General features: G+C 59.1%; 19 protein-coding genes. 9 read left to right on the top strand and 10 right to left on the bottom strand.

The window, feature by feature from the left end:
- Positions 1 to 41: 41 nt before the first annotated feature.
- Both glyA and FBY01_RS17745 read right to left on the bottom strand, forming a co-directional pair.
- Positions 42 to 1,295, bottom strand: coding sequence for a serine hydroxymethyltransferase (gene glyA / locus FBY01_RS17750; protein ID WP_102593912.1), 1,254 nt, complete (start codon positions 1,293 to 1,295; stop codon positions 42 to 44).
- 217 nt (positions 1,296 to 1,512) lie between these two features.
- On the bottom strand, positions 1,513 to 5,361 hold the full coding sequence (locus FBY01_RS17745) for a bifunctional diguanylate cyclase/phosphodiesterase (protein WP_145308788.1): 3,849 nt from the start codon (positions 5,359 to 5,361) through the stop codon (positions 1,513 to 1,515).
- 286 nt (positions 5,362 to 5,647) lie between these two features.
- Between FBY01_RS17745 and ettA the strand changes: the two genes are divergently transcribed.
- The gene (gene ettA, locus FBY01_RS17740; RefSeq protein WP_145308786.1) at positions 5,648 to 7,312 is read left to right on the top strand and encodes an energy-dependent translational throttle protein EttA; all 1,665 of its coding nucleotides are present in this window, start codon (positions 5,648 to 5,650) and stop codon (positions 7,310 to 7,312) included.
- Between the two features lie 167 nt (positions 7,313 to 7,479).
- Here ettA and FBY01_RS17735 read toward each other — a convergent pair whose 3' ends face one another.
- The 4 genes from FBY01_RS17735 to FBY01_RS17720 form a co-directional block, all read right to left on the bottom strand.
- Positions 7,480 to 7,974, bottom strand: a complete 495-nt coding sequence (locus tag FBY01_RS17735) for a GreA/GreB family elongation factor (protein ID WP_145308784.1) — start codon at positions 7,972 to 7,974, stop codon at positions 7,480 to 7,482.
- Positions 7,975 to 8,044: 70 nt separating this feature from the next.
- Positions 8,045 to 8,401, bottom strand: coding sequence for a hypothetical protein (locus FBY01_RS17730; RefSeq protein ID WP_145308782.1), 357 nt, complete (start codon positions 8,399 to 8,401; stop codon positions 8,045 to 8,047).
- Positions 8,402 to 8,521: 120 nt separating this feature from the next.
- Positions 8,522 to 10,375 (bottom strand): DUF4105 domain-containing protein, encoded by a 1,854-nt coding sequence (locus FBY01_RS17725; protein WP_010467514.1) that lies wholly within the window; start codon positions 10,373 to 10,375, stop codon positions 8,522 to 8,524.
- Between the two features lie 93 nt (positions 10,376 to 10,468).
- Positions 10,469 to 10,957, bottom strand: coding sequence for a DUF3015 domain-containing protein (locus FBY01_RS17720; RefSeq protein WP_010467516.1), 489 nt, complete (start codon positions 10,955 to 10,957; stop codon positions 10,469 to 10,471).
- Positions 10,958 to 11,233: 276 nt separating this feature from the next.
- Between FBY01_RS17720 and FBY01_RS17715 the strand changes: the two genes are divergently transcribed.
- Both FBY01_RS17715 and FBY01_RS17710 read left to right on the top strand, forming a co-directional pair.
- A complete protein-coding gene (locus FBY01_RS17715; protein ID WP_010467518.1) occupies positions 11,234 to 13,672 on the top strand; it encodes a Lon protease family protein in 2,439 nt (812 codons plus the stop codon).
- Positions 13,673 to 13,989: 317 nt separating this feature from the next.
- Positions 13,990 to 14,310 (top strand): hypothetical protein, encoded by a 321-nt coding sequence (locus FBY01_RS17710; RefSeq protein WP_010467520.1) that lies wholly within the window; start codon positions 13,990 to 13,992, stop codon positions 14,308 to 14,310.
- A 24-nt stretch (positions 14,311 to 14,334) separates the two neighbouring features.
- Here FBY01_RS17710 and FBY01_RS17705 read toward each other — a convergent pair whose 3' ends face one another.
- Positions 14,335 to 16,164, bottom strand: a complete 1,830-nt coding sequence (locus FBY01_RS17705; protein WP_145308780.1) for a hypothetical protein — start codon at positions 16,162 to 16,164, stop codon at positions 14,335 to 14,337.
- Between the two features lie 171 nt (positions 16,165 to 16,335).
- On the opposite strand from FBY01_RS17705, the gene FBY01_RS17700 reads away from it, so the two are divergent.
- From FBY01_RS17700 to FBY01_RS17690, 3 genes are all read left to right on the top strand, one after another.
- Positions 16,336 to 16,824, top strand: coding sequence for a TIGR00645 family protein (locus FBY01_RS17700; RefSeq protein ID WP_007943976.1), 489 nt, complete (start codon positions 16,336 to 16,338; stop codon positions 16,822 to 16,824).
- Positions 16,825 to 17,033: 209 nt separating this feature from the next.
- On the top strand, positions 17,034 to 17,339 hold the full coding sequence (locus FBY01_RS17695) for a DUF6482 family protein (protein WP_145308778.1): 306 nt from the start codon (positions 17,034 to 17,036) through the stop codon (positions 17,337 to 17,339).
- A gap of 126 nt (positions 17,340 to 17,465) precedes the next feature.
- On the top strand, positions 17,466 to 18,083 hold the full coding sequence (locus FBY01_RS17690; protein ID WP_010467525.1) for an FKBP-type peptidyl-prolyl cis-trans isomerase: 618 nt from the start codon (positions 17,466 to 17,468) through the stop codon (positions 18,081 to 18,083).
- A 116-nt stretch (positions 18,084 to 18,199) separates the two neighbouring features.
- On the opposite strand, the gene FBY01_RS17685 is transcribed toward FBY01_RS17690, so the two are convergent.
- The 3 genes from FBY01_RS17685 to FBY01_RS17675 all read right to left on the bottom strand — a co-directional run bounded on the left by FBY01_RS17685 (position 18,200) and on the right by FBY01_RS17675 (position 20,153).
- The gene (locus FBY01_RS17685) at positions 18,200 to 18,457 is read right to left on the bottom strand and encodes a hypothetical protein (protein WP_010467526.1); all 258 of its coding nucleotides are present in this window, start codon (positions 18,455 to 18,457) and stop codon (positions 18,200 to 18,202) included.
- Positions 18,458 to 18,662: 205 nt separating this feature from the next.
- Positions 18,663 to 19,004: a zinc ribbon domain-containing protein YjdM gene (locus FBY01_RS17680; protein ID WP_010467527.1), complete on the bottom strand. Its 342-nt coding sequence runs from the start codon at positions 19,002 to 19,004 to the stop codon at positions 18,663 to 18,665.
- Positions 19,005 to 19,184: 180 nt separating this feature from the next.
- Entirely contained in the window at positions 19,185 to 20,153 is a 969-nt protein-coding gene (locus FBY01_RS17675; RefSeq protein ID WP_010467528.1) for a polyprenyl synthetase family protein, read from the bottom strand.
- Positions 20,154 to 20,393: 240 nt separating this feature from the next.
- Here FBY01_RS17675 and rplU point away from each other — a divergent pair, with 240 nt between their 5' ends.
- From rplU to cgtA, 3 genes are all read left to right on the top strand, one after another.
- A complete protein-coding gene (rplU, locus tag FBY01_RS17670) occupies positions 20,394 to 20,708 on the top strand; it encodes a 50S ribosomal protein L21 (RefSeq protein WP_003176051.1) in 315 nt (104 codons plus the stop codon).
- Positions 20,709 to 20,742: 34 nt separating this feature from the next.
- Positions 20,743 to 21,018, top strand: a complete 276-nt coding sequence (gene rpmA, locus FBY01_RS17665; protein WP_003215862.1) for a 50S ribosomal protein L27 — start codon at positions 20,743 to 20,745, stop codon at positions 21,016 to 21,018.
- A gap of 193 nt (positions 21,019 to 21,211) precedes the next feature.
- Positions 21,212 to 22,435: an Obg family GTPase CgtA gene (gene cgtA / locus FBY01_RS17660; RefSeq protein ID WP_010467530.1), complete on the top strand. Its 1,224-nt coding sequence runs from the start codon at positions 21,212 to 21,214 to the stop codon at positions 22,433 to 22,435.
- The last annotated feature ends 67 nt before the right edge of the window (positions 22,436 to 22,502 follow it).

The following is a 22,502-nucleotide window of genomic DNA, read 5'->3' as shown; positions in this document are numbered from 1 at the left end:
TCACGTGGCCGGTTTTTTATGGCTGCGGTTTAGCGCCGCAATTAAGCGCCGTACACCGGCAGTTTCTTGCAGATGGCCTTGACCTTCTCACGAACGGCATCGATCACCGCTTCGTTGTTCAGGTCAGCCAGGATGTCGCAGATCCAGCCGGCCAGTTCTTTGCACTCTGCTTCCTTGAAGCCGCGAGTGGTCACAGCCGGAGTACCGAAGCGCAGGCCGGAGGTGACGAACGGGGAGCGTGGGTCGTTTGGCACGGAGTTCTTGTTCACGGTGATGAACGCTTTGCCCAGAGCGGCGTCGGCGTCTTTACCGGAGATTTCCTGCTTGATCAGCGACAGCAGGAACAGGTGGTTCTTGGTCCCGCCGGAAACCACATCGAAACCACGTTCGATGAACACTTCGGCCATGGCCTGGGCGTTTTTCACCACTTGTTGCTGGTAGGTCTTGAACTCAGGCTGCAGCGCTTCCTTGAAGCAGATCGCTTTGGCGGCGATCACGTGCTCCAGCGGGCCACCCTGGGCGCCCGGGAATACCGCGGAGTTCAGCTTCTTCTCGATGTCGGCGTTGGCGCGAGCCAGGATCAGGCCGCCACGTGGACCGCGCAGGGTCTTGTGCGTGGTGGTGGTCACGACGTCAGCGAACGGAACCGGGTTCGGGTAGACGCCAGCGGCGACCAGACCGGCCACGTGGGCCATGTCGACGAACAGGTAGGCACCGACTTTGTCAGCGATTTCGCGGAAACGCGGGAAGTCCAGAATCTGCGAGTAGGCAGAGAAACCGGCCACGATCATTTTTGGCTTGTGCTCAACCGCCAGACGCTCGACTTCGTCGTAGTCGATCAGGCCGTTGGCGTCGATGCCGTATTGAACGGCGTTGTACAGCTTGCCGGAGGAGGAAACGCTGGCGCCGTGGGTCAGGTGACCGCCGTGGGCCAGGCTCATGCCCAGGATGGTGTCGCCCGCTTGCAGCAGTGCCAGGTACACGGCGCTGTTGGCTTGGGAACCGGCGTGTGGCTGAACGTTGGCGTAATCGGCGCCGAACAGTTCTTTGGCGCGGTCGATGGCCAGTTGCTCAACCACGTCGACGAACTCGCAACCACCGTAGTAGCGCTTGCCCGGGTAGCCTTCGGCGTACTTGTTGGTCAGTACCGAGCCTTGAGCTTCCATCACCGCTGGGCTGGTGTAGTTTTCCGAAGCGATCAGCTCGATGTGTTCTTCCTGGCGCTGAGCTTCTTGCTCCATGGCGGCAAAAAGATCGGCGTCGTACTTGGCAATAGTCAAATCACGGCTGAACATGGCGGTCCTCAAGGATCGGGGCAGAAAAGGGGGGCATTCTAACTCAACCGCTTTTAGATGGCATATGAAAGGACATCATGTCGCAGACGAAAGGAATTCAGCTTCTGGCTGTAAGCCTCAAGCGGCAAGTCAAAAGCGGACCGGCCACTGCTTGAAGCTTGCCACTTGAAGCTTCCAGCTTTCTTCATGTTTGATTGATTGGAGCTGTTGACTCCAATCAATCAAACATGAAGAGCGCATCATTGCTGAACTGCGCCTCAAACCGGCTCGCCGGCATCGGCCGGCCGAACAGATACCCCTGAACCTCATCGCAACCATGCTCACGCAGGAAATCGAGCTGCTCGTGGGTTTCCACGCCTTCGGCGATCACCGCCAGATTCAGGCTGTGGGCCATCGCAATGATCGCCCGGGCAATCTGCGCATCCTGTTCACCCGACGGCAGGCCATCTACGAAGGTGCGGTCGATTTTCAGCACGTCGATCGGGAATTGCTTGAGGTAGTTGAGCGAGGAATACCCGGTGCCGAAGTCATCGACCGCAATACTCAGGCCGAGGTTTTTCAATCCGGCGAGGATCTGCATCGCTTCGCTGACTTCGCGCATCAGGATACTCTCGGTCAGCTCCAGCTCCAGGCACGCCGGCGGCAGGCCGGTCTCCTTGAGGATGGTGGCAATCCGCGTCCCGAGTTGGCCGTCGGAGAATTGCCGGGCCGAAATGTTCACCGACACCTTAGGCACCCGCACCTTGGCCTGATGCCAGGTCTTGAGCTGACGGCAGGCTTCGCTGATCACCCAGTCACCGACATCCACCACCAGCCCGAGCTCTTCGAGCACCGGAATGAAATCCCCCGGCGGCACCAGGCCGCGACGTGGATGACGCCAGCGCAGCAGCGCTTCGGCGCCGGTCAGGCGTTTGCCGTCGCCGCTGAACTGCGGCTGGTAGTACAGAACGAATTCGTCTTGTTCCAGGGCATGGCGCAAGTCGCTTTCCAGCTCCAGGCGCTCCAGGGCGCTGGCGTTCATGTCCGCCTGATAGAACTGGAAGTTGTTCTTGCCGCGCTCCTTGGCGTGGTACATCGCGGTGTCGGCGTTTTTCATCAGCTGACTGAGTTCGTTGCCATCCTGCGGGCTCAGCGCGATGCCGATACTGGCGGTGACGAAGAACTCGCGGCCTTCCAGCACGAACGGTTTCACCAGGCTGGCGAGGATCTGCTCGGCGACATGGATCGCCCGGTTCAAGGCGACCTCACGGTTGGCCCGCGGTTGGAGCAGCAAGGTGAATTCATCGCCGCCCATGCGCGCCACGGTGTCGTCATCATCGACGCAACCGAGCAGGCGCGTGGCCATTTCCTTGAGCATGCGGTCGCCGGCGGCGTGGCCGAGGGAGTCGTTGATCGGCTTGAAACGGTCGAGGTCGAGGAACATCAGCACGACCCAGGACTTCTGCCGCTCGGCCGATTGCAGCGCGGTGTGCAGGCGGTCCTGGAACAGCGTGCGGTTGGGCAGGTGGGTCAGGGCGTCGTAGTAGGCGAGGCGGTGAATCCGCTGTTCGCTGGCCTTGCGCTCGCTGATGTCGCTGAAGAAGCACACGTAACTGGCCAGGTCACCTTCATCGTCGAGCACCGCCGTTATGCCGACCCAGGCCGGGTAATGCTCGCCGTTGCGCCGCTTGAGCCAGACTTCGCCTTCCCAGGTGCTGTTCTGATGCAGTTGTTTGAGCACATAACGCAGATGGGCTTCCTGCTGCTCGTCGACGGTCAGCATGTTTGGCAACTGGTCCAGCACCTGCTCCACGGCATAACCGCTGACCCGACTGAACGCTTCGTTGGCCTGGACGATGTAGCCGGCCGGGTCGGTGATCAGGATCGCCGACGTCGAATGTTCGAAAACCGTGGCCGCCATGCGCAGGTCTTTTTCGGCCCTGCGTTGCTGGCTGATGTCGCGTCCGACGCCGAGCACGCCTTCGAAGGCCCCGTGTTCGTCCCAGACCAGCACCAGCCGTAGCTCGATCGGGATCTTGCGCCCGTCGGCCCGCAGGCAATCGAACAGGAACAGTTGGGTCTGCACCTGAGTGCGCAGCAGCGCCAGTTGCTCGGGTTTATCCAGCGCTTTGCTGACCCGATCCATCAGGCCGTAAATGCCGGTCAGTTGCTGCGGGTTGGCGATGGTCGATTGCCAGCCGTTCTGGAAGATCCACTCGGCGTCGTAGCCCAGCACGGCATGCACCGACGGGCTGACGTAATTGAGTGCCATTTTGCTGTCGGTGGAGAAAATCACGTCGCTGATGCTTTCGGCGAGCATCCGGTAGCGCTGCTCGCTGTCACGCAGGGATTCACTGGCTTCGATCTGTTCGGTGATGTCCTTGGCCACGCCGATGATCCGCGTGACTTGATCGTGTTTGTCCCGCGCCAGTGCCTGTTCGCGAATGTCGAAACGCCGCCACTTGCCGTCACGATGACGGAACCGCAACTGGCATTGCAGCAATTGGGTGTAACCCCCGTGACGCTGGGCCTGGCGCGAGCGGTGGTAGTCATCGGCATCTTCGGGGTGCAGGAGGATTTCCCAGAAGTACTCGCCCATCTGGTGCAACTCGGTACGGTTGTAACCGAGGGTCTGGCCCAGGTGGTGGTTACTGAAAATCATCCGCTGGCTGATCACGTCCTGCACGTACAGGTGGTCCGGCACAGTGCGCACCACATCGGACCAGAACCCTTCGCGTTCCAGCAGCGACAGTTCGATGAGTTTACGGCTGGTAATGTCGGTGATGCTCAGGATCACCGCTTTATAGTCGGCGTAATCTTCCGGCAGGCGCAGCACCAGCCACAGGTGCTGGTCGCGGCCATTGAGGTCCTGGAGTTTGATTTCCAGCTCGAGCTGTCTCTGCTGGTTGAACACCGTTTCGATCACTTGGTGGCCGATGGCGGTGCCGTCCAGCGGGCAACCGTCAATCAACAGTTTCCAGGCCTGAGCGCAAGAGTTGACGTTGAGCAGTTGCAGGGCGACCTGGTTGACCTCGGTGATGCGCAGTTCCTGGAGCAGTTGCTCGCGTTGCTCCGGTATGTCGAGCCACGCCTTGAGTTGCTCGCTGCTGTGCAGTTGGGCTTTGTCGAAGAAGGTCTTGAGCCCGGAGACGTCCAGTACGCACAGGGCAACGCCCGTGCCTTCGAAAATATCGTGATAGCGGCGGCGGCCTTCATGCAACTGGCGCTGACGGCGGCGAATGTTCAGCAACACGATGAACGGCAGCAGGGAGAAGGCCAGGCCCAGCAGGCATTTGCCGATGAATGCCGGCAACAGTTGTTCGAGCACTTGCTGGCGATCGAACAGTCCGCGCAGTTGCCAGTCGCTGCTGCTCAGGGGCACTGTCAGCACACTTTTGGCCAGATCGTCGGGGGATAACGCGCTCGGTTTGACCGAAGGCGACGCTTCATCGCGGCTGATGATCTGGTGATTGACCCGGTTTTCCACCAGCCACAGCGGACGGATGCCGGCTTCGTTTTGTTTGGTCAGTGACGAGAAAAACGTCGGTGTCAGGCGCAGGGCCCAGTAGCCACGACTGCTGCCGCTGGCTTGATGCAGCAGCAGATGCACCACTGAACCGTCGTCGGCATTGCTGAAATAGTGGGCCTGGGCGCGGCTGCGCCGGACCAGTTCACCCAGGTAATCGGCATCCTGGGCGTCGGCGGCGCTGTCACTGAGGACTTTGCCGGAAGGACTGAGTAGCGCCAGGCTGCGCAGGTCAGGCAGCGATTGTTGCAGTTTGCGCAGTAGCGCCTGCTGTTCGTCGGCACTTTGCGGTTGTTCGACGATCGGTAGCAGGTTCAGTGCAATCTGGGCGTTGAGCGCCATGTTCAGGCTGACTTGCGCGGCCAGATCGGCGGTGTAGTCGATGGTGTATTGCCGCTGGTGCTTCTGTGTTTCGCGCAGCTGATCCAGCAGCTGCCAGAACAGCAAGGCGAGCAACAACAGCACGAGTATCGCCAGCGCACCCTTCAAGGATCCGCGCAGGGGCGCGCCGGGCGCAGGATGAGGTGCGCTCACGGACGAAGGCGGAGAGACATTGGACAAACTGTAATCCTGCGGTTTGGCTGGACTGGCGCGACGTGCACTATAAGCCGGACGCCCGGAGGGCGGCTAGCATGCCTTGTGTTGTGGCGAAGTGCCAGCCCCTGCCGGCTGGACTGCCATCTGTCATTCAGGTAGCTTTGCCGGTTACGCGGGAGCGTTCCAGCTCCTAGACTCAGACTTTTTCAGCGCTCATGCATTGATACATTATCAATCTGACGACGCGCACAGTCTGGCCAGGCATCGCCTGCGCTCCAATCATTCATCTGTCACTGACCCAAGGTTCTCCATGGCTCAATACGTCTTCACCATGCATCGGCTGGGCAAAGTTGTTCCGCCGAAGCGGGAAATCCTGAAAAATATTTCGCTGTCCTTCTTCCCCGGCGCCAAGATCGGCGTGCTCGGCCTCAACGGTTCGGGTAAGTCCACGCTGTTGAAAATCATGGCGGGCGTCGACACCGAGTTCGAGGGCGAAGCGCGTCCGATGCCGGAGCTGAACATCGGCTACCTGCCACAAGAGCCGATCCTGGACCCGACCAAGACCGTGCGTGAAGTGGTCGAGGAAGCGGTCAGCGTGATCAAGACCGCCCAGGCTCGCCTGGACGAGGTCTACGCCGCTTACGCTGATGAAGATGCCGACTTCGACAAACTGGCCGCCGAACAGGCCAAGCTCGAAGCCATCCTGCAAGCCAGCGACGGTCACAACCTGGATCGCCAGCTGGAAGTCGCCGCCGATGCGCTGCGTCTGCCGGCCTGGGATGCCAAGATCGAATTCCTCTCCGGTGGTGAGAAGCGTCGCGTGGCCCTGTGCCGCCTGCTGCTGTCTGCTCCGGACATGCTGCTGCTCGACGAACCGACCAACCACCTGGACGCCGATTCCGTCGCCTGGCTGGAGCACTTCCTGCACGACTTCCCGGGCACCGTAGTCGCGATCACGCACGACCGGTACTTCCTGGACAACGTCGCCGGCTGGATCCTCGAGCTCGACCGCGGCGCCGGTATCCCTTACGAGGGCAACTATTCGGGTTGGCTGGAAGCCAAGTCCGACCGTCTGGCTGCCGAATCCAAGCAGCAGTCGGCCCACGAAAAAGCCATGAAGGAGGAACTGGAGTGGGTGCGTAAAGGCGCCAAGGCCCGCCAGTCCAAATCCAAGGCTCGTCTGCAACGCTTCGAAGAAATGCAGTCGCAGGAATTCCAGAAGCGCAGCGAAACCAACGAGATCTACATCCCGGCCGGTCCACGCCTGGGTGACAAGGTCATCGAGTTCAAGAACGTTTCCAAGGGTTACGGCGATCGCGTGTTGATCGACAACCTGTCGTTCTCCATGCCCAAAGGCGCCATCGTTGGCGTGATCGGCGGTAACGGTGCCGGTAAATCGACCCTGTTCCGCATGTTGATGGGCAAGGAAACGCCGGATTCGGGCAGCATCGAAGTCGGCGAAACCGTGCAGCTGGCGTGCGTCGATCAGAGCCGCGAAGACCTGGACGGCAGCAAGACGGTGTTCCAGCAAATCTCCGACGGCTCCGATCAGATCCGCATCGGCAACTACGAGATCCCGTCGCGTACCTACGTCGGTCGCTTCAACTTCAAGGGCGGCGACCAGCAGAAGTTCGTCAAGGACCTGTCCGGTGGTGAGCGCGGTCGCTTGCACCTGGCCCTGACCTTGAAAGAGGGCGGCAACGTCCTGCTGCTCGACGAACCGTCCAACGACCTCGACGTTGAAACCTTGCGTTCCCTGGAAGAAGCCCTATTGGACTTCCCGGGCGCCGCGATTGTGATCTCTCACGATCGGTGGTTCCTTGACCGCGTCGCGACGCACATCCTGGCTTACGAAGACGACTCGCAAGCGGTGTTCTTCGAAGGTAACTACACCGAGTACGAAGCCGATCGCAAGAAACGCCTCGGCGAAGCGGCTTCCCAGCCGCATCGTGTACGGCACAAGAAACTGGCCTGATATCGGGCGGGTTGCATGAAAAAACGGAGCCTTCGGGGCTCCGTTTTTTTATGGGTTTTTGCGACACCGCGGCGCGGCCATCGCCAGCAGGCTGGCTCCCACAGGGGATATGTGAGCGGCACAAATCCACTGTGGCAGCTAGCCTGCTAGCGATGACGGCCTGACGATCACTCGATCTCTATGCTCAACACCTCAATCATCAAATCCCCCACCGGCCGCTTCCACACCACTTCATCCCCGACCTGCGCGCCCAACAACGCCCGCCCCAGCGGCGAGCCCCAGTTGATCAGCCCACTCGCCGCATCCGCCTGATCCTCACCCACCAACTGCACGCGCTGTTCGTGGCCCTGTTCATCGGCAAACGTTACCCACGCGCCAATCTGGACTTTATCGGTCGAGGAGGCCGGTACGACTAACTGAGCGCTTTGCAGACGTTGATTGAAATATCGCCAGTCACGCTCCAGATCGGCCTGGCGCTGTTTGTCCGCGAATTCGCCTTTCGCACTCTGTCCATTGAGCAGGTTTTGCACTTCGGCGACTTTCGCCTGAAGCTGCGCCAGCCCGGCGGGCGTGACGTAATTGGGCTGTGTGCTGACTTGCCGTTCGACCGGCTGATCGGCTTGCGCGGCGGCGTTATCTTCATTGACGAAAGCGCGACTCATGGTTTTCTCCCGTTATAGGGTTTGGGCCATGGTTGCAGGCTTTTAGTTTCGATGGATGTCTGTCCGCGACTCATTGCGAGCGATAGGCACGGGCGGCGTCCTGGTCCTTTTGTTGCTGCCAGGCTTTGTCGCGCTCGTCCCAGTGGTGGCTGCGATAGTCCTCGCGATCCTCGCTTTCGCGCATGGCCTGGCACTGGCGAAAACCGTCGCTCCAGCCTTCGGCGTACTGCTTGTCCTTGAGATAACGCGGGACGTTCTTGCGAAATTCCCCGGTGATTGCCCCGGCAGCTTGTCGGCCACTGCTGCAACCGTCATCGAAACCATCGGCGAACGCCGGTGGATAACCCTTGGCGATCAAATCCTCGTGGGTCGTCTGGCAACCCGCGATCAACATCAACAATCCCAGCACACCTGCGCAACGCCACATCTGCGACTCCCGTGCCGTTGGACGGCCTATGGGTGAAGTCTAGGAGTGGATTCGTGAGGCAGTTGTGAAAGGTGTGTGATTAATCTGTTGGCCACCCCACAGGGACGGTGGGGTGTCAGGTCAATAGTGGTACCACTTCACCTCAAGCATCACTTCGTTCTCGGGCGAGGCGAGGTGGCTGAATTCGCGCTGGGCACTCAGGCGCAGGCCCAGGTTGCGCGACAGTTCCCACTGCTGGTTGAGGCTCACACTGCGGCGCACCTCGCCGTTGGTGAAGAAATCGCCCTTGGTTTCCAGGCTGAAGTTGCCCAGTGGGTTTTTCCACAGCAGACCGCTATTGAAACCTGCCGCCGGTGCGATAAAGCCCGCGAAGTCGTTGTTGTGTTCGACACGCACGGTGCCCAGTGCAAAGCCGAGCATGTCTTCACCCAACTGCCAGGTGCCGCCACCACCACCGTTGACGTGGCTGACCAGCGTTTCATCGTCATGCTTGCCTGGCACGCGTTCCAGGCCGCCCGTGACTTGCCACGATAATGGCTTCAACAACTCATTGCGAGGCGTCAGGGAGCGAATGGTCGCCAGGTCCAGTTGCTGGAACTGCCAGTCATTGCCTTCGTACTGGCGCAGTTTCATCTGCAGGATTTCGATCTGCGCACCGAGCGGGAAGCTCTCGGCGTTATCGTTGAGGTCGTGATACGCCATGCGCAGGCCATATTCGCCAAAGGCCTTGTCGCCCCGGGTGCCGATGCCGGCCTGCCAGGTGCGGGATTCATGACCGTCCTCGGGCAGGCCTGGCCTCGGGATGTCCAGCTCAGGGGCGGGGTTCTGGTTGATCGCCCGCAGCAGTTCGAAACTGCGTTGCGCCCTCTCAGGATCGCGCTCCTGACCGTTGGCGCGATAGCGTTCGAGGCGGTAAGACGCATCGATGATCAGCGCCTGGCGGTCGCGCGGTTGAGCCTTGAACGCCGGTGTCTGCAATTGCTTTTGGTCGGCGCTGACTTTCAGCACCCACTCCTGTTCTTCGTCAGTCAACGGCTCGGCGCGGCTCAGCAGTTCCCGTTCACGGGACGGACGATACTGAATGGATTCCACCAGCCCGGCTTCTTTCACCGCTTTGACGGTATCGGTCGGAATGGCCGTCAGTGGAAACTGTTCGGTCAGGCGCAGGCTTGGCCGCGCCACCTGCAGCAGCTCAAGCAGGCGATAGGAGCAGTTTTCGTCGAAAAAGAAATAGTCGAACTGGATCTGCTTCAACTCCCAGACGTGCTCGACCATGCGCTCGGTTTCTGCCTGCGTCAGGTTCAGCCGGTACTCCCACAGGTCCCGGTTTTCGAGGCTGCGGTATTCCGAGAGTTTTTCCTGATACGGCACCAGCGCGAACAGCCCCGGATAGCCGCCCATCAAGCCTTTCCAGGCGTAGAGGATGCTGTTGTCCGAACCTTCGATGTAGGCGCCGAAGTTGATCGCGTAACTGAGCAGCGCGGTGTGATCACTCTGCACATCGGCCTGGTCGATGCGCAGCAAGGTATGGCCGAACATCGATGACGGACTGTTCAGGTAAGCCGCCGGGAAAATCATCACCGCGCTATGGGGCGAGACATCCTTGAACCATTGCTTGAACTCAGTGCAATCGAGCGCCGGCAAATCAGTCAGGTTGAGCTGCGCTTTCAACCAGCGGGTGCGCGCCGGGTACACACATTGGGCATGTTGTTCGCCCGCACTGGCCGGGGCGTACAGCGCCTGCACGGTGGCCGCCAGTTCGCGGTCGGGGTGTTCGTTACCGTCGGGTGCGAGAAAGAACTTTTTGTCGCTGACATAGCTGCGCCAGCCGCCCAGCTTGGCGGTTTCGTAATGGCCCAGGGAAATCCAGAAAGGGTCGTTGGCCAGTTGCTGCAAACGTTGATTGTCGACATGTGGCGCGGCGGACAGCGGGGCGCAGACACAGAGCGCCAGCCAGGCAAGGCGTTTGAGCATAGTGAGCAACTTAAGTCGAAAAAAAATAAAGACCCAAGGGGGGCAGGTCCAAAAAATAAAACCCGCCCCCCGAAAGGAGCGGGTGGGTCGAGCTTAAGCTTGAGTAGCGTACTTGGCCAGACGTGGATCGTTCTTCAGAACGGCCAGGGTGTTGGTATGCACGTCGTCAGCGGTCACGTCAGCCTTGCTGAAGATCTGCTGGAAGTGCTGGTGAGTCACAGCGGCGAAGTGCGCACGGTCTTCCGGCGCCACGCCCAGTACCACGGCATAGGTCGTCAGCGCTTCGCCGTTACCTTTGGCCATGTCTTCGGACAGCTCGTTCATCATGCCATTCATGGCAAACCAGGATTTGCCGCCATAAGTCAGCGACGCATTAGTCGAGCAACCGTTGGTACCAGAAGTCATACCGAACGTTGCGTTACCGGAAGTGCCGTTGGTGGTGGATGCCAGGAAGTGAGCCGGGGTGCCACGCTGACCTTCGAACAGCATGTTGCCCCAACCGCAATCCGGGCCGCCTGGCGCTTGGGCCATGGCGTTGATGGATACAGCGGTGAAGAGAGTACCGAGAAGAATCCGTTTCATAGCTTTGTTCTCTTTATGTGCATACCAATGGACAAGGGGTCTGGCCCAATCCGGCGCCAGTGGGCCAGTTATTAATCCAGCCGCGCAGTTTGGAGTTTAGGCACGTTCCCGGGGTTCCGTGATTTTTTGCAAAACATTCGTTGAAATCATTGATTTGTCCCCGGCCGGCCTGGAGATGACGGTTTGTCTATGCTTTGGCTGGAGGCGCGCCTTGCAAGTGAGGTATGGGCAGCGCCAGAATGCCGCTATCTGCCCCGCCTGATGTAAGGAAGCCCGATGCCTGATCCTGTTGCTGCCAGCTTGCGTCTAGCGCCTGAAGCGCTGACCCGTCCGTTTTCCGCTGAACAGTTCAGCTTCTCTACCACCAATGATCTGGAGCCCTTTCGCGGTGTGCTTGGCCAGGAACGTGCGGTCGAAGCCTTGCAGTTCGGCGTGGCCATGCCACGCCCCGGTTACAACGTATTTGTCATGGGTGAGCCCGGCACCGGCCGGTTTTCGTTCGTCAAACGCTACCTGAAAGCCGAAGGCAAGCGCCTGCAGACCCCGGCCGACTGGGTCTACGTCAATAATTTCGATGAGCCTCGCGAGCCTCGTGCACTGGAATTGCCATCGGGCACTGCTGGCGCCTTCATCGGTGACATCAACGGCTTGATCGACAACCTGCTGGCGACTTTTCCGGCAGTGTTCGAGCACCCGTCCTACCAGCAGAAAAAAAGCGCCATCGACCGCGCCTTCAACCAGCGCTACGACAAGGCACTGGACGTGATCGAGCGCCTGGCGCTGGAGAAGGAGGTCGCGCTTTACCGCGACGCCAGCAACATCGCGTTCACGCCCATGAGCGAAGGCAAGGCCCTGGACGAAGCGGAATTCGCCCAGTTGCCGGAAGCCGATCGCGAGCGTTTCCACGACGATATTTCCGGTCTGGAGGAGCGACTGAACGAAGAGCTCGCCAGCCTGCCGCAATGGAAGCGCGAGTCGAGCAATCAGCTGCGCCACCTCAACGAAGAAACCATCACGTTGGCCTTGCAGCCGTTGCTGTCGCCGTTGTCGGAGAAATACGCCGAGAACGCCGCCGTTTGCGGTTACCTGCAAGCCATGCAGGTCTACCTGCTCAAGACCGTGGTCGAGCAACTGGTGGACGACAGCAAGACCGACGCCGTCGCCCGCAAATTGCTGGAAGAGCAATACGCCCCGAGCCTGGTGGTCGGTCATTCGTCCAGCGGCGGTGCGCCGGTGGTCTTCGAGCCGCACCCGACTTACGAAAACCTGTTTGGCCGCATTGAATACAGCACCGATCAGGGCGCGATGTACACGACCTATCGGCAACTGCGGCCGGGCGCATTGCACCGGGCCAACGGCGGTTTTCTGATCCTTGAAGCGGAAAAAATGCTCAGCGAGCCGTTCGTGTGGGATGCGCTCAAGCGCGCCCTGCAATCGCGCAAGCTGAAGATGGAATCGCCGCTTGGTGAGCTGGGCCGCCTGGCCACCGTGACCCTGACGCCGCAACACATTCCGTTGCAGGTCAAAGTCGTCATCATCGGTGCGCGTCAGCTGTATTACACGCTGCAAGACCTCGATCCGGACTTCCAGGAGATGTTCCGCGTCCTGGTGGATTTCGACGAAGACATCCCGATGGTCGACGAGAGCCTGGAGCAGTTCGCCCAGTTGCTCAAAACCCGCACCTCGGAAGAAGGCATGGCGCCGCTGACGGCCGATGCCGTGGCGCGCCTGGCGACTTACAGCGCGCGCCTGGCCGAACACCAGGGGCGTTTGTCGGCGCGCATCGGTGATCTGTTCCAACTGGTCAGCGAGGCGGACTTCATTCGTCACCTGGCGGGGGACGAGATGACCGATGCCGGGCATATCGAACGGGCGCTAAAGGCCAAGGCCACCCGTACCGGGCGGGTCTCTGCGCGGATTCTCGATGACATGCTCGCCGGGATCATCCTGATCGACACGGACGGCGCCGCCGTCGGCAAGTGCAACGGGCTGACCGTGCTGGAAGTCGGCGACTCGGCGTTCGGTGTGCCGGCGCGGATTTCCGCCACGGTCTACCCGGGCGGCAGCGGCATCGTCGACATCGAGCGCGAGGTCAACCTCGGCCAGCCGATCCACTCCAAGGGCGTGATGATCCTCACCGGGTATCTGGGCAGTCGTTACGCCCAGGAATTCCCGCTGGCGATTTCCGCGAGTATCGCGCTGGAGCAGTCCTACGGTTACGTCGATGGCGACAGTGCGTCGCTGGGCGAGGCGTGCACGCTGATTTCGGCCCTGTCGAAAACGCCGCTCAAGCAATGCTTTGCGATCACCGGCTCGATCAACCAGTTCGGTGAAGTGCAGGCGGTAGGCGGGGTCAACGAGAAGATCGAAGGCTTCTTCCGACTCTGCGAAGCCCGTGGGCTGACCGGTGAGCAGGGGGCGATCATTCCTCACGCCAACGTCGCTACGCTGATGCTCGACGAGAAGGTGCTCTCGGCGGTGCGTGCGGGGCAGTTCCATGTCTACGCCGTGCGCCAGGCTGACGAGGCGTTGAGCCTGTTGGTTGGCGAACCGGCCGGTGCACCGGATGCCGATGGCCAGTTCCCCGAAGGCAGCGTTAACGCACGGGTGGTGGAACGCTTGCGCGTGATCGCGGAAATGATCAGCGAAGAAGACCTCAAGGAAGCCGAGAAGGAAGCGGCGCTGGAAGCCCTGGTGGAGGCCAAACCGGCCTGACCGATCTGAGGATCACCCCGATCCACAGTGGGAGTGAGTCTGCCCGCGATGTGGCACTTTCATCCAACACATGTGTTGGCTGAAAGTTCGCTATCGCGGGCAGGCTCAGTCCCACATTTGTGATGTGTCCACTTCAAGAAAGTGCCATCACTCTGACGTCAATATTCACACAATGACCATTCGGCGCCTTCTGGTCTGACTTGACGTGCTAGTCAGACTTTTCTTCTATTCTCAGCTCAAGGATATCGACAGTAATCACTGGATCGAGACAGCCTTCCCGTGGGGGCTGAACACCGGATCTACCGAGGGTCGCCGCCATGTCGCGCAACCTCTGCCTCACCCGTCAATGCCTGGGCCTTGTGACCCGTATCGAGTGTGCCATCCGTCCGTTGGCGGGGGATACGGGCATGTGGACCTTGCTCTTCGCCGCCGGAATGGCCGGCGAACAACCTTCCGCCATCAAGGCGCAGGGACCGTTTCATGGGCCTTTCGTGGCGGAGTCCATCCTCGACACGATTGTTGAAAGCCTGACGCTGCATGGCTACGAACTGGCCGATGACCCACAAATCTGGTGCCTGCACCTGCAAGCCCAGCTGCGGGAAATCAACGGGGGCCGTTGCCGCAACCTCAATGGCTGAGTTCGGCGCGGCCACTGAAACCGGTTATTGATCAAGGTGGCTCAAATCCGCCTTGGTCAGTTTGACCTCGAAACCATATTGCACCGTGGTGAGGTCGGTTCGCTGATAGGTTTCCAGACGTGTTGGCTGGCCATAGAAGTAATGCACGGCAAATAGCGCCGGGCCTTCTGCGCTCGCGTCGTGAGTGACCGAAAGGATTTCTTTCAGATAGTTTCCAGAGTCGTCCTTGGCGAAAAAACGCCACTCCTGGGCAGGAAACAGCTTCAAATCAACCACCAAGGCATTGCCTTTGAGTTCCAGGCCTTTGGGCAACGTATGGGCGTCGAGCGTTTGTTTGGCCACCGTCGCCAGAAACAGCGGCATGGAGCCCACTGCATAGGCCGGTGTTTCCGGAAACAGGTTCAAGTCATAGGTGATGGCGCCACGTAGCGGATCGACCTCGTAAGCCTCAAGCGGCAGCTCGATCGGCCCATCGCGCTTGCCACTGCCATCCTCCGTAAAGAACGTGACCGGGCTATCGCCAGCGCTGAACGATGTACCGAGCATCTCGTCATTGAAGCTTCTGGGGTGGTCGAATTCAATGCGTGCGGCGCTGGGGTCATCCACCGACTGACTGACGATGATGCCCTTCTTCAGCTGTTCCTCACTCAATGTCGCGCCCTTGAGCCAGGTCGGGGCCTGATCGTCATACACCACCACCGGTAGGGTCAGTGGCTGGATGGTTTTTGCCGTGGTGTGTGAGTCGAAGCGGCGCACCGGCAGGTTCAGGTCCTTGTGGGTCACCGTGACGGCCGAGAAATCCAGAACGCTCACTTCAACGGTTTCGACCGGACCGTTGAAATACACTTTGGTGTAATGATTCTTCTGCTGCGCCTCGAAGGTGCGCTGTTCTTCGTCGATCTGCTTTTCGAAAGTCTCGCTCCAGGCTTTCTGCTGCTGAATTTTCGCCAGTTGTTTTTGATAGAAGGCAATTTGCGCAGCGGTTTCGTTGATCGAACCCGATCGCGAGAGGAATTGCCCGGTGATGTCCCTGGCCTGGACGATCAGCGGATTCAACGGTGTTTCGCTGACTTCAGGAGCCAGTGGTGCGCTGTTGTTGAATTCGATTTCGGCGTAGTTGTTGCCCAGTTTCAGCAAGGTGACGCTGAGGTTGTCGTTGGTGCGGGTCTGGCCAACGTCTTTTTTCTTCAGGTCGAAGGTGTAGAGCCGGCGCGGGGCGATGACCTCGACCTTGCCTTGCAGGCTCACCGGTTGAGGCTGGTTCTTGTTGTCCATGTCCAGACCGTCGATGAACGGATAGGTCACCGTCAGATCATCCGGGTTGGTCAGGTTGGAACTGGAGGGGCTCAGTTGAATGCCGGGATCGGTTTCCGACCATTCCGGCTGGAACGCGATGACGCGCTTGTTGCTCAAGGTCACCGATTGCCATTCCAGGCCATGGGGAAAGAGAAACGCTGCCGGAATGTTGAAGTTGAAAGGGAACACCGGTTGCAGGTCGGTCAGGTAGTCGGAACTGGAATCCTTGTGCAGCACGAACAGGCCGTTGATGTAGGTGTCGACCAAAGCCTGAGGCGTGGGGTAGTGCTTGAGCACGGCGAGAACGTCTTCGCCGTATTCGGTTTCCACGGGTTTGCTGTCGAGCTTGAGTTGCGCACGCTCGAGCAACAGCAGTGAACCGCCGAGTTCGGCAACGGCATCCTTGAGCTTTGGATCCTCAATCGCATCCAGAGACTTCTCGAACTGCGCGGTCTTTTCCTCGAGGCTAGTCTGGCGCTTCTCATCGCTGGGTGAGCAGCCGCCCAGCAGCAGAGCCAGGCAAATGCCGGCACTCGTTATTGGCAATCGCACATCCATTTCCAGTCTTCCTGTCCGATGTCGCTGAGCTGTCAATAGTCTGGACACTAGCAGAAAAACTTTGTGGCACACGCGCAGGTCGCGGATTTGCCGAAGGTTTCTGGCTGCTTCAGGGTATAGACAGGGGGCTGGTATACTTGCGGCCATTTTCAACATCACGTGTGAGATTCAATGGAACGCTTTATCGAAAATGCAATGTATGCCTCCCGCTGGCTGCTGGCACCGATCTACTTCGGTCTGTCCCTTGGGCTACTGGCGCTGGCGCTGAAATTCTTCCAGGAAGTTTTCCACGTCATTCCCAACGTATTCTCGATGGCCGAGTCGGACCTGATCCTGGTGCTGCTGTCGCTGATCGACATGGCACTGGTGGGTGGCTTGCTGGTGATGGTGATGATCTCCGGTTACGAGAACTTCGTTTCCCAGCTGGACATCGACGACAGCAAGGAAAAGCTCAACTGGCTGGGCACCATGGATTCGTCTTCGCTGAAGATGAAAGTGGCGGCCTCCATCGTGGCGATTTCGTCGATCCACCTGCTGCGGATCTTCATGGACGCCAAGAACGTCGATCCCGAGCATTTGAAGTGGTACGTGATTATTCACATGACGTTCGTCGTGTCGGCGTTTGCCATGGGTTATCTGGATAAGCTGACCAAGCACTGACGCTCACAAAGCCCTGTAGGAGCGAGGCTTGCCCGCGAAGGGGCCGTGTCAGTCGATACAGTTGTTGCCAGTCACACAGCCTTCGCGGGCAAGCCTCGCTCCTACAGTCAGGTGCAAACAGACGGGCGGTGTCGTTTGTGGCTTGTACTTTGAGGTGCCGAAGCCTATGCATGTATTGATATTGGCTTGACACCGTATGAGGTGCATTCATGAACCTTGTTGAATTACGTGCATATGCCATCGCAGGGAAAGTCGATGAGCTGAACCTGATTTCTATGGAAGGCGGGATCTACCTGCTGGAGGCGCGCATGCATGGGGCGGCGTATCCGTTAAGTGATGCCCACGACCATATGCTCCACCTGCGTTCGGTGGAGCATGCGCGTCAAGTGCTGCACCGCTTCCCCACCTTGCCTTTCAACCTTGTGCACACGTCGGTCCATGATGAAATGTGCGGACTCGGTGCCAGTGCAGAAGAGGGCCTGAAGGTGCCGATCGCCTTCAGTTCTCGCTGGTAGCAATGACCCCCTGATCAGCGCAACGGCATCTGTGCTAGTCTGCTGGCCCTTTTGGTTCCGGGCGCTCCGGGACGCGCTGTGCACGCACGGCAAGTTCCCGGGCCGTCCGCACAGCGGAGCAGTGTCATGTCCGAAGTAAATCTGTCCACCGACGAAACCCGCGTCAGCTACGGCATTGGCCGTCAGTTGGGCGACCAACTGCGCGACAACCCGCCACCGGGCGTTAACCTGGACGCGATCCTGGCTGGCCTGACCGACGCGTTCGCCGGTAAGCCTAGCCGTGTAGGTCAGGAAGAAATGTCCGCCAGCTTCAAGGTGATCCGCGAAATCATGCAGGCCGAAGCAGCTGCAAAAGCCGAAGCGGCCGCTGGCGAAGGCCTGGCTTTCCTGGCTGAAAACGCCAAGCGTGACGGCATCACCACCCTGGCCTCGGGCCTGCAATTCGAAGTGCTGACTCAAGGTGAAGGCGCCAAGCCAACCCGTGAAGATCAAGTGCGCACTCACTACCACGGCACCCTGATCGACGGCACTGTGTTCGACAGCTCCTACGATCGTGGCCAGCCTGCAGAATTCCCGGTTGGCGGCGTGATCGCTGGCTGGACCGAAGCCCTGCAACTGATGAATGCCGGTAGCAAATGGCGCCTGTACGTGCCGAGCGAACTGGCTTACGGCGCTCAAGGCGTTGGCAGCATTCCGCCGCATAGCGTTCTGGTATTCGACGTCGAACTGCTCGACGTTTTGTAAGCTCTTGATTCTGTAGGAGTGAAGCTTGCTCGCGAATGCATCACCTCGGTTTCAAGTCAGAACCGAGTTGTCAGGTTCGCGGGCAAGCCTCGCTTCTACGGGGTTTGTAGTGCTACTCATACTTCGATCTTGTGGTTCAGATCGCTCGTCGGGCGCAACGCCCGGGCGTAGCAGAACAGAAACAGATTGCGCACCAGTTCCTTGAGCACCACCGGCTCGCAGGAACTCAAGCCATTGACGTCCAGATCACCCTGATCCTGCAGCTCGTTCAAGGCTTCTTCTTCAAGTACTGCACAGACTTCCCCGGTTTCCCGATGCAGGATCCTGAGGTAGGGGTGTGGGCGGTCCAGCCAGGCATCGATCAAATAAGTCATGGGTCTCATCTCCATTGATGGGTTTCAATGAGAATAATTCTTATTCATCAAATAGCAAGGACCTATTGGCGGTTTGTGATTTATTCCGGGTAAAGATTGCGTAAGGTCAAAACGGCTGGCGTTTGGCTATTGCGAGGATATGTGGGGAGAGGCGGGGCGGGTGAAGCACCATCCCACGCAGGGCGCGGGATGGAAGACAACAGAATCAGACTTTTCTGACGAACTCGGACTTGAGCTTCATCGGGCCGATGCCGTCGATCTTGCAGTCGATGTCGTGATCGCCATCGCACAGGCGGATGTTCTTGACCTTGGTGCCGACCTTGACCACCAGCGACGTGCCTTTGACCTTCAGGTCCTTGATCACGGTTATGGTGTCGCCGTCCTGCAGGACGTTGCCGACCGAATCTTTTTTCACGGTGTCATCGGACGCCGCTTCGGCTTCGCCGCTGGCGGACCACTCGTGGGCGCACTCGGGGCAGATCAGCTGAGCGCCGTCTTCGTAGGTGTATTCGGAATTGCATTTTGGGCAGGGTGGCAACGTGCTCACTAAAGCTCCTTGGATTCAGGATCGCTAAAAAGCGCACATTATATAGGGTTTTAGCTGGGAGGGGGGCGACGCCAAAAACTGTGGGAGCGAGCCAGCTCGCGAAAGCGGTGTGCCAGTCAGCATTCGACTGACAGATTGCTTTCGCGAGCAGGCTTGCTCCCACAGGGTATTACGGTGCAGTTAGTGCGTACGGGCGACCGCAAACTCACTGAGCTCAACCAATGCATCGCGGTATTCGCTGGCGGGCAACGCGTCGAGGCATTTGATTGCACGGGCTACGTAATCGCGGGCCAGTTGCGCGGTGTAATCCAGCGAACCGGACGCTTCCACGGCTTCGCGGATGCTTTCCAGGTCTTCGATACCGCCTTTCTGGATCGCCTTGCGCACCAGTGCAGCCTGCTCCGGCGTGCCTTCGCGCATGGTGTAGATCAGCGGCAGGGTCGGCTTGCCTTCGGCCAGGTCGTCACCGACGTTCTTGCCCAGGGTTTCCGCGTCGCCACGGTAGTCCAGCAGGTCGTCGACGAGTTGGAAGGCCACGCCCAGATGATCGCCGAAGGTGCGTAGCGCTTCGCTCTGTTCCGGTGTGGCACCAGCCAGGGCTGCCGCACTGTGGGTCGAAGCTTCGAAGAGCATCGCGGTTTTGCCGCGGATGACTTCCATGTAGGTTTCTTCGGTGGTGCTGGCATCACGCACTTTGGACAGCTGCAACACTTCGCCTTCGGCGATGATGCGCGTGGCTTGCGAAAGGATCTTCATCACCGGCATGGAGCCCAGTTCGACCATCATTTCGAAGGAACGCGAATACAGGAAGTCGCCCACCAGCACGCTTGGCGCGTTGCCCCACATGGCGTTGGCGGTCGAGCGGCCACGGCGCATGCCGGACATGTCGACCACGTCGTCGTGCAGCAGGGTGGCGGTGTGCAGGAACTCGATGGTCGCGGCCAGCAGGCGCAGGTCATCGCCTTCGCGACCCAGTGCCTTGCCACACAGCAACACTAATAGAGGACGCAGGCGTTTACCGCCAGCCGAGGTAATGTAATCGCCGATTTTCGATACCAGCGGCACTCGGGAAGTCAGCTGCTTCTTGATGATGCCGTCGACGGCGCTAAAATCGTCCGCCACCGCGCGGTAGAAAGCTTGGGGTTGCATCAGCGACAGTTGCTCCAGAAGGGTTGCGCGGCATGCTAGGACCCACGTCGGCGGGTGTCAAGGCACGATGGACGGCCTCTTGCATCGCCCCGGCAGCTTGCGTACAATCGCGCACCCTGAACTTCCTGGGCAGCACCTGCCTTACGCAATTGCAAACAGGCCTTCCAGCCTTATGCAGCCATGCCAGCCAATACCTCTTCTTATAAAGAGCTGGGTGAGCAGGATTATCGGAGAAATACCATGTCGTACGCAGTAATTGTTACTGGTGGCAAGCAATACAAGGTCGCCCCAGGTGAATACCTGAAGATCGAAAAACTGGAAATCGCTACCGGCGAATCCGTTACTTTTGATCGCGTTCTGTTGGTCGCCAATGGCGATGACGTGAACATCGGCGCTCCAGTTGTTGCTGGCGCTACCGTTGTGGCTGAAGTGATCTCCCAAGGTCGTCACGATAAAGTCCGCATCATCAAGTTCCGTCGTCGTAAGCACCACATGAAGCGTATGGGCCACCGCCAGTGGTACACCGAGATCAAAATCACCGGTATTCAGGCTTAATTTCAGCCTAATTCCTCACTAGGAGAATTGACTCATGGCACACAAAAAAGCTGGTGGTAGTACCCGTAACGGTCGCGACTCAGAAGCCAAACGCCTTGGCGTGAAGATGTATGGCGGCCAGGTTATCATTCCGGGCAACATCATCGTGCGTCAGCGCGGCACCCAATTCCACGCCGGTTACGGTGTTGGCATGGGTAAAGATCACACTCTGTTCGCTAAAATCGACGGCGTGATCAAGTTCGAAGTAAAAGGCGCTTTCAACCGCCGTTACGTGAGCATTGTCCCGAAGACTGAAGTCGTCGCGGCATAATTGCGTAGTTGCTGGAAAAGCCCTGTCTCGCGACGGGGCTTTTTCGTTTGTGGGGTGAGTCTCTTGCAAAGCTGTTTGTGATGGGCTCCAGCGCTGGATTTGCGGTCGTTGATTGAGGTCGCTGCGCTCATTTTTGCAAGAGTCTTATGTCTAGATTTTTTCGGCTCGTCCGTATGACGAGAGGCGTTTTGTTATGAAGTTTGTTGACGAAGTATCGATTCGAGTAAAAGCCGGTGACGGCGGCAACGGTTGCATGAGCTTCCGTCGCGAGAAATTCATTGAAAACGGCGGCCCGAACGGCGGTGACGGTGGTGATGGCGGCTCGGTCTACATGATCGCCGACGAAAACCTCAACACCTTGGTGGACTACCGTTACACCCGGCACTTCGATGCCGAGCGCGGTTCCAACGGCGGCAGCACCGACTGCACCGGCAAGAAAGGTGAAGAGTTGGTGCTGCGTGTTCCGGTTGGCACCACCGTCATCGACTCCGCCACTCAGGAAGTGATCGGCGACCTGACCAAGGCTGGCCAGAAACTGCTGGTGGCTCATGGCGGCTGGCACGGTCTGGGTAACACCCGTTTCAAATCCAGTACCAACCGTGCTCCGCGCCAGACCACTCCGGGTAAACCGGGCGAGGCGCGTGATCTCAAGCTGGAAATGAAAGTATTGGCTGATGTCGGTCTGCTGGGTTTGCCGAACGCCGGTAAAAGTACCTTCATTCGCTCCGTATCGGCCGCCAAGCCGAAAGTCGCCGACTACCCGTTCACCACGCTGGTGCCGAACCTGGGTGTGGTCAGCGTCGATCGCTGGAAGAGCTTCGTGGTCGCGGACATTCCGGGCCTGATCGAAGGTGCTTCCGATGGCGCTGGCCTGGGGATTCGCTTCCTCAAGCACTTGTCGCGTACCCGTTTGCTGTTGCACCTCGTGGACATGGCGCCGCTGGATGACGCCAGCGCTCCGGATGCTGCTGAAGTGATCGTCAGCGAGCTGACCAAGTTCAGTCCGTCCCTGGCTGAGCGTGATCGCTGGTTGGTGCTGAACAAGTGCGACCAGATCCTTGAAGAAGAGCATGACGCTCGCGTCAAGGAAATCGTTGATCGCCTGGAGTGGACCGGTCCGGTCTATGTGATCTCCGCCATCTCCAAGCTGGGCACCGAGCGTCTGTGCCACGACATCATGCGTTACATGGAAGATCGTGCTGACCGTCTGGCTAACGACCCGGTTTACAAGGAAGAGCTGGCCGAGCTCGATCAGCGCATCGAAGACGAAGCCCGTGCCCAGTTGCAAGCGCTGGATGACCAGCGTGCCCTGCGTCGCAGCGGCGTGAAGTCGGTCCATGACATCGGCGACGATGACTGGGACGAAGAAGATGTGGATGACGAAGACGGTCCGGAAATCATTTACGTGCGTGACTGATTCGTTGCAGTAAACTTAAGCGCCGCTCAATCGAGCGGCGTTTTAGTATCTGGAAATCGGTAGTCAC

It is taken from the genome of Pseudomonas sp. SJZ077 (assembly GCF_007993905.1).
Classification (GTDB): Bacteria; Pseudomonadota; Gammaproteobacteria; order Pseudomonadales; family Pseudomonadaceae; genus Aquipseudomonas; species Aquipseudomonas mandelii.
This window is presented reverse-complemented; position numbering and strand designations above follow the sequence as displayed.

What these genes read in the sequence shown, in the direction of transcription:
- FBY01_RS17710 (WP_010467520.1), top strand. Translation starts at nt 13,990, where the DNA reads ATGTCGCGCAACCTCTGCCTCACCCGTCAATGCCTGGGCCTTGTGACC.
- glyA (WP_102593912.1), bottom strand. Translation starts at nt 1,295, where the DNA reads ATGTTCAGCCGTGATTTGACTATTGCCAAGTACGACGCCGATCTTTTT.
- FBY01_RS17715 (WP_010467518.1), top strand. Translation starts at nt 11,234, where the DNA reads ATGCCTGATCCTGTTGCTGCCAGCTTGCGTCTAGCGCCTGAAGCGCTG.
- FBY01_RS17725 (WP_010467514.1), bottom strand. Translation starts at nt 10,375, where the DNA reads ATGCTCAAACGCCTTGCCTGGCTGGCGCTCTGTGTCTGCGCCCCGCTG.
- FBY01_RS17685 (WP_010467526.1), bottom strand. Translation starts at nt 18,457, where the DNA reads ATGACTTATTTGATCGATGCCTGGCTGGACCGCCCACACCCCTACCTC.
- FBY01_RS17700 (WP_007943976.1), top strand. Translation starts at nt 16,336, where the DNA reads ATGGAACGCTTTATCGAAAATGCAATGTATGCCTCCCGCTGGCTGCTG.
- FBY01_RS17730 (WP_145308782.1), bottom strand. Translation starts at nt 8,401, where the DNA reads ATGTGGCGTTGCGCAGGTGTGCTGGGATTGTTGATGTTGATCGCGGGT.
- cgtA (WP_010467530.1), top strand. Translation starts at nt 21,212, where the DNA reads ATGAAGTTTGTTGACGAAGTATCGATTCGAGTAAAAGCCGGTGACGGC.
- FBY01_RS17695 (WP_145308778.1), top strand. Translation starts at nt 17,034, where the DNA reads ATGAACCTTGTTGAATTACGTGCATATGCCATCGCAGGGAAAGTCGAT.
- FBY01_RS17690 (WP_010467525.1), top strand. Translation starts at nt 17,466, where the DNA reads ATGTCCGAAGTAAATCTGTCCACCGACGAAACCCGCGTCAGCTACGGC.
- ettA (WP_145308786.1), top strand. Translation starts at nt 5,648, where the DNA reads ATGGCTCAATACGTCTTCACCATGCATCGGCTGGGCAAAGTTGTTCCG.
- rplU (WP_003176051.1), top strand. Translation starts at nt 20,394, where the DNA reads ATGTCGTACGCAGTAATTGTTACTGGTGGCAAGCAATACAAGGTCGCC.
- FBY01_RS17675 (WP_010467528.1), bottom strand. Translation starts at nt 20,153, where the DNA reads ATGCAACCCCAAGCTTTCTACCGCGCGGTGGCGGACGATTTTAGCGCC.
- FBY01_RS17705 (WP_145308780.1), bottom strand. Translation starts at nt 16,164, where the DNA reads ATGGATGTGCGATTGCCAATAACGAGTGCCGGCATTTGCCTGGCTCTG.
- FBY01_RS17720 (WP_010467516.1), bottom strand. Translation starts at nt 10,957, where the DNA reads ATGAAACGGATTCTTCTCGGTACTCTCTTCACCGCTGTATCCATCAAC.
- FBY01_RS17735 (WP_145308784.1), bottom strand. Translation starts at nt 7,974, where the DNA reads ATGAGTCGCGCTTTCGTCAATGAAGATAACGCCGCCGCGCAAGCCGAT.
- rpmA (WP_003215862.1), top strand. Translation starts at nt 20,743, where the DNA reads ATGGCACACAAAAAAGCTGGTGGTAGTACCCGTAACGGTCGCGACTCA.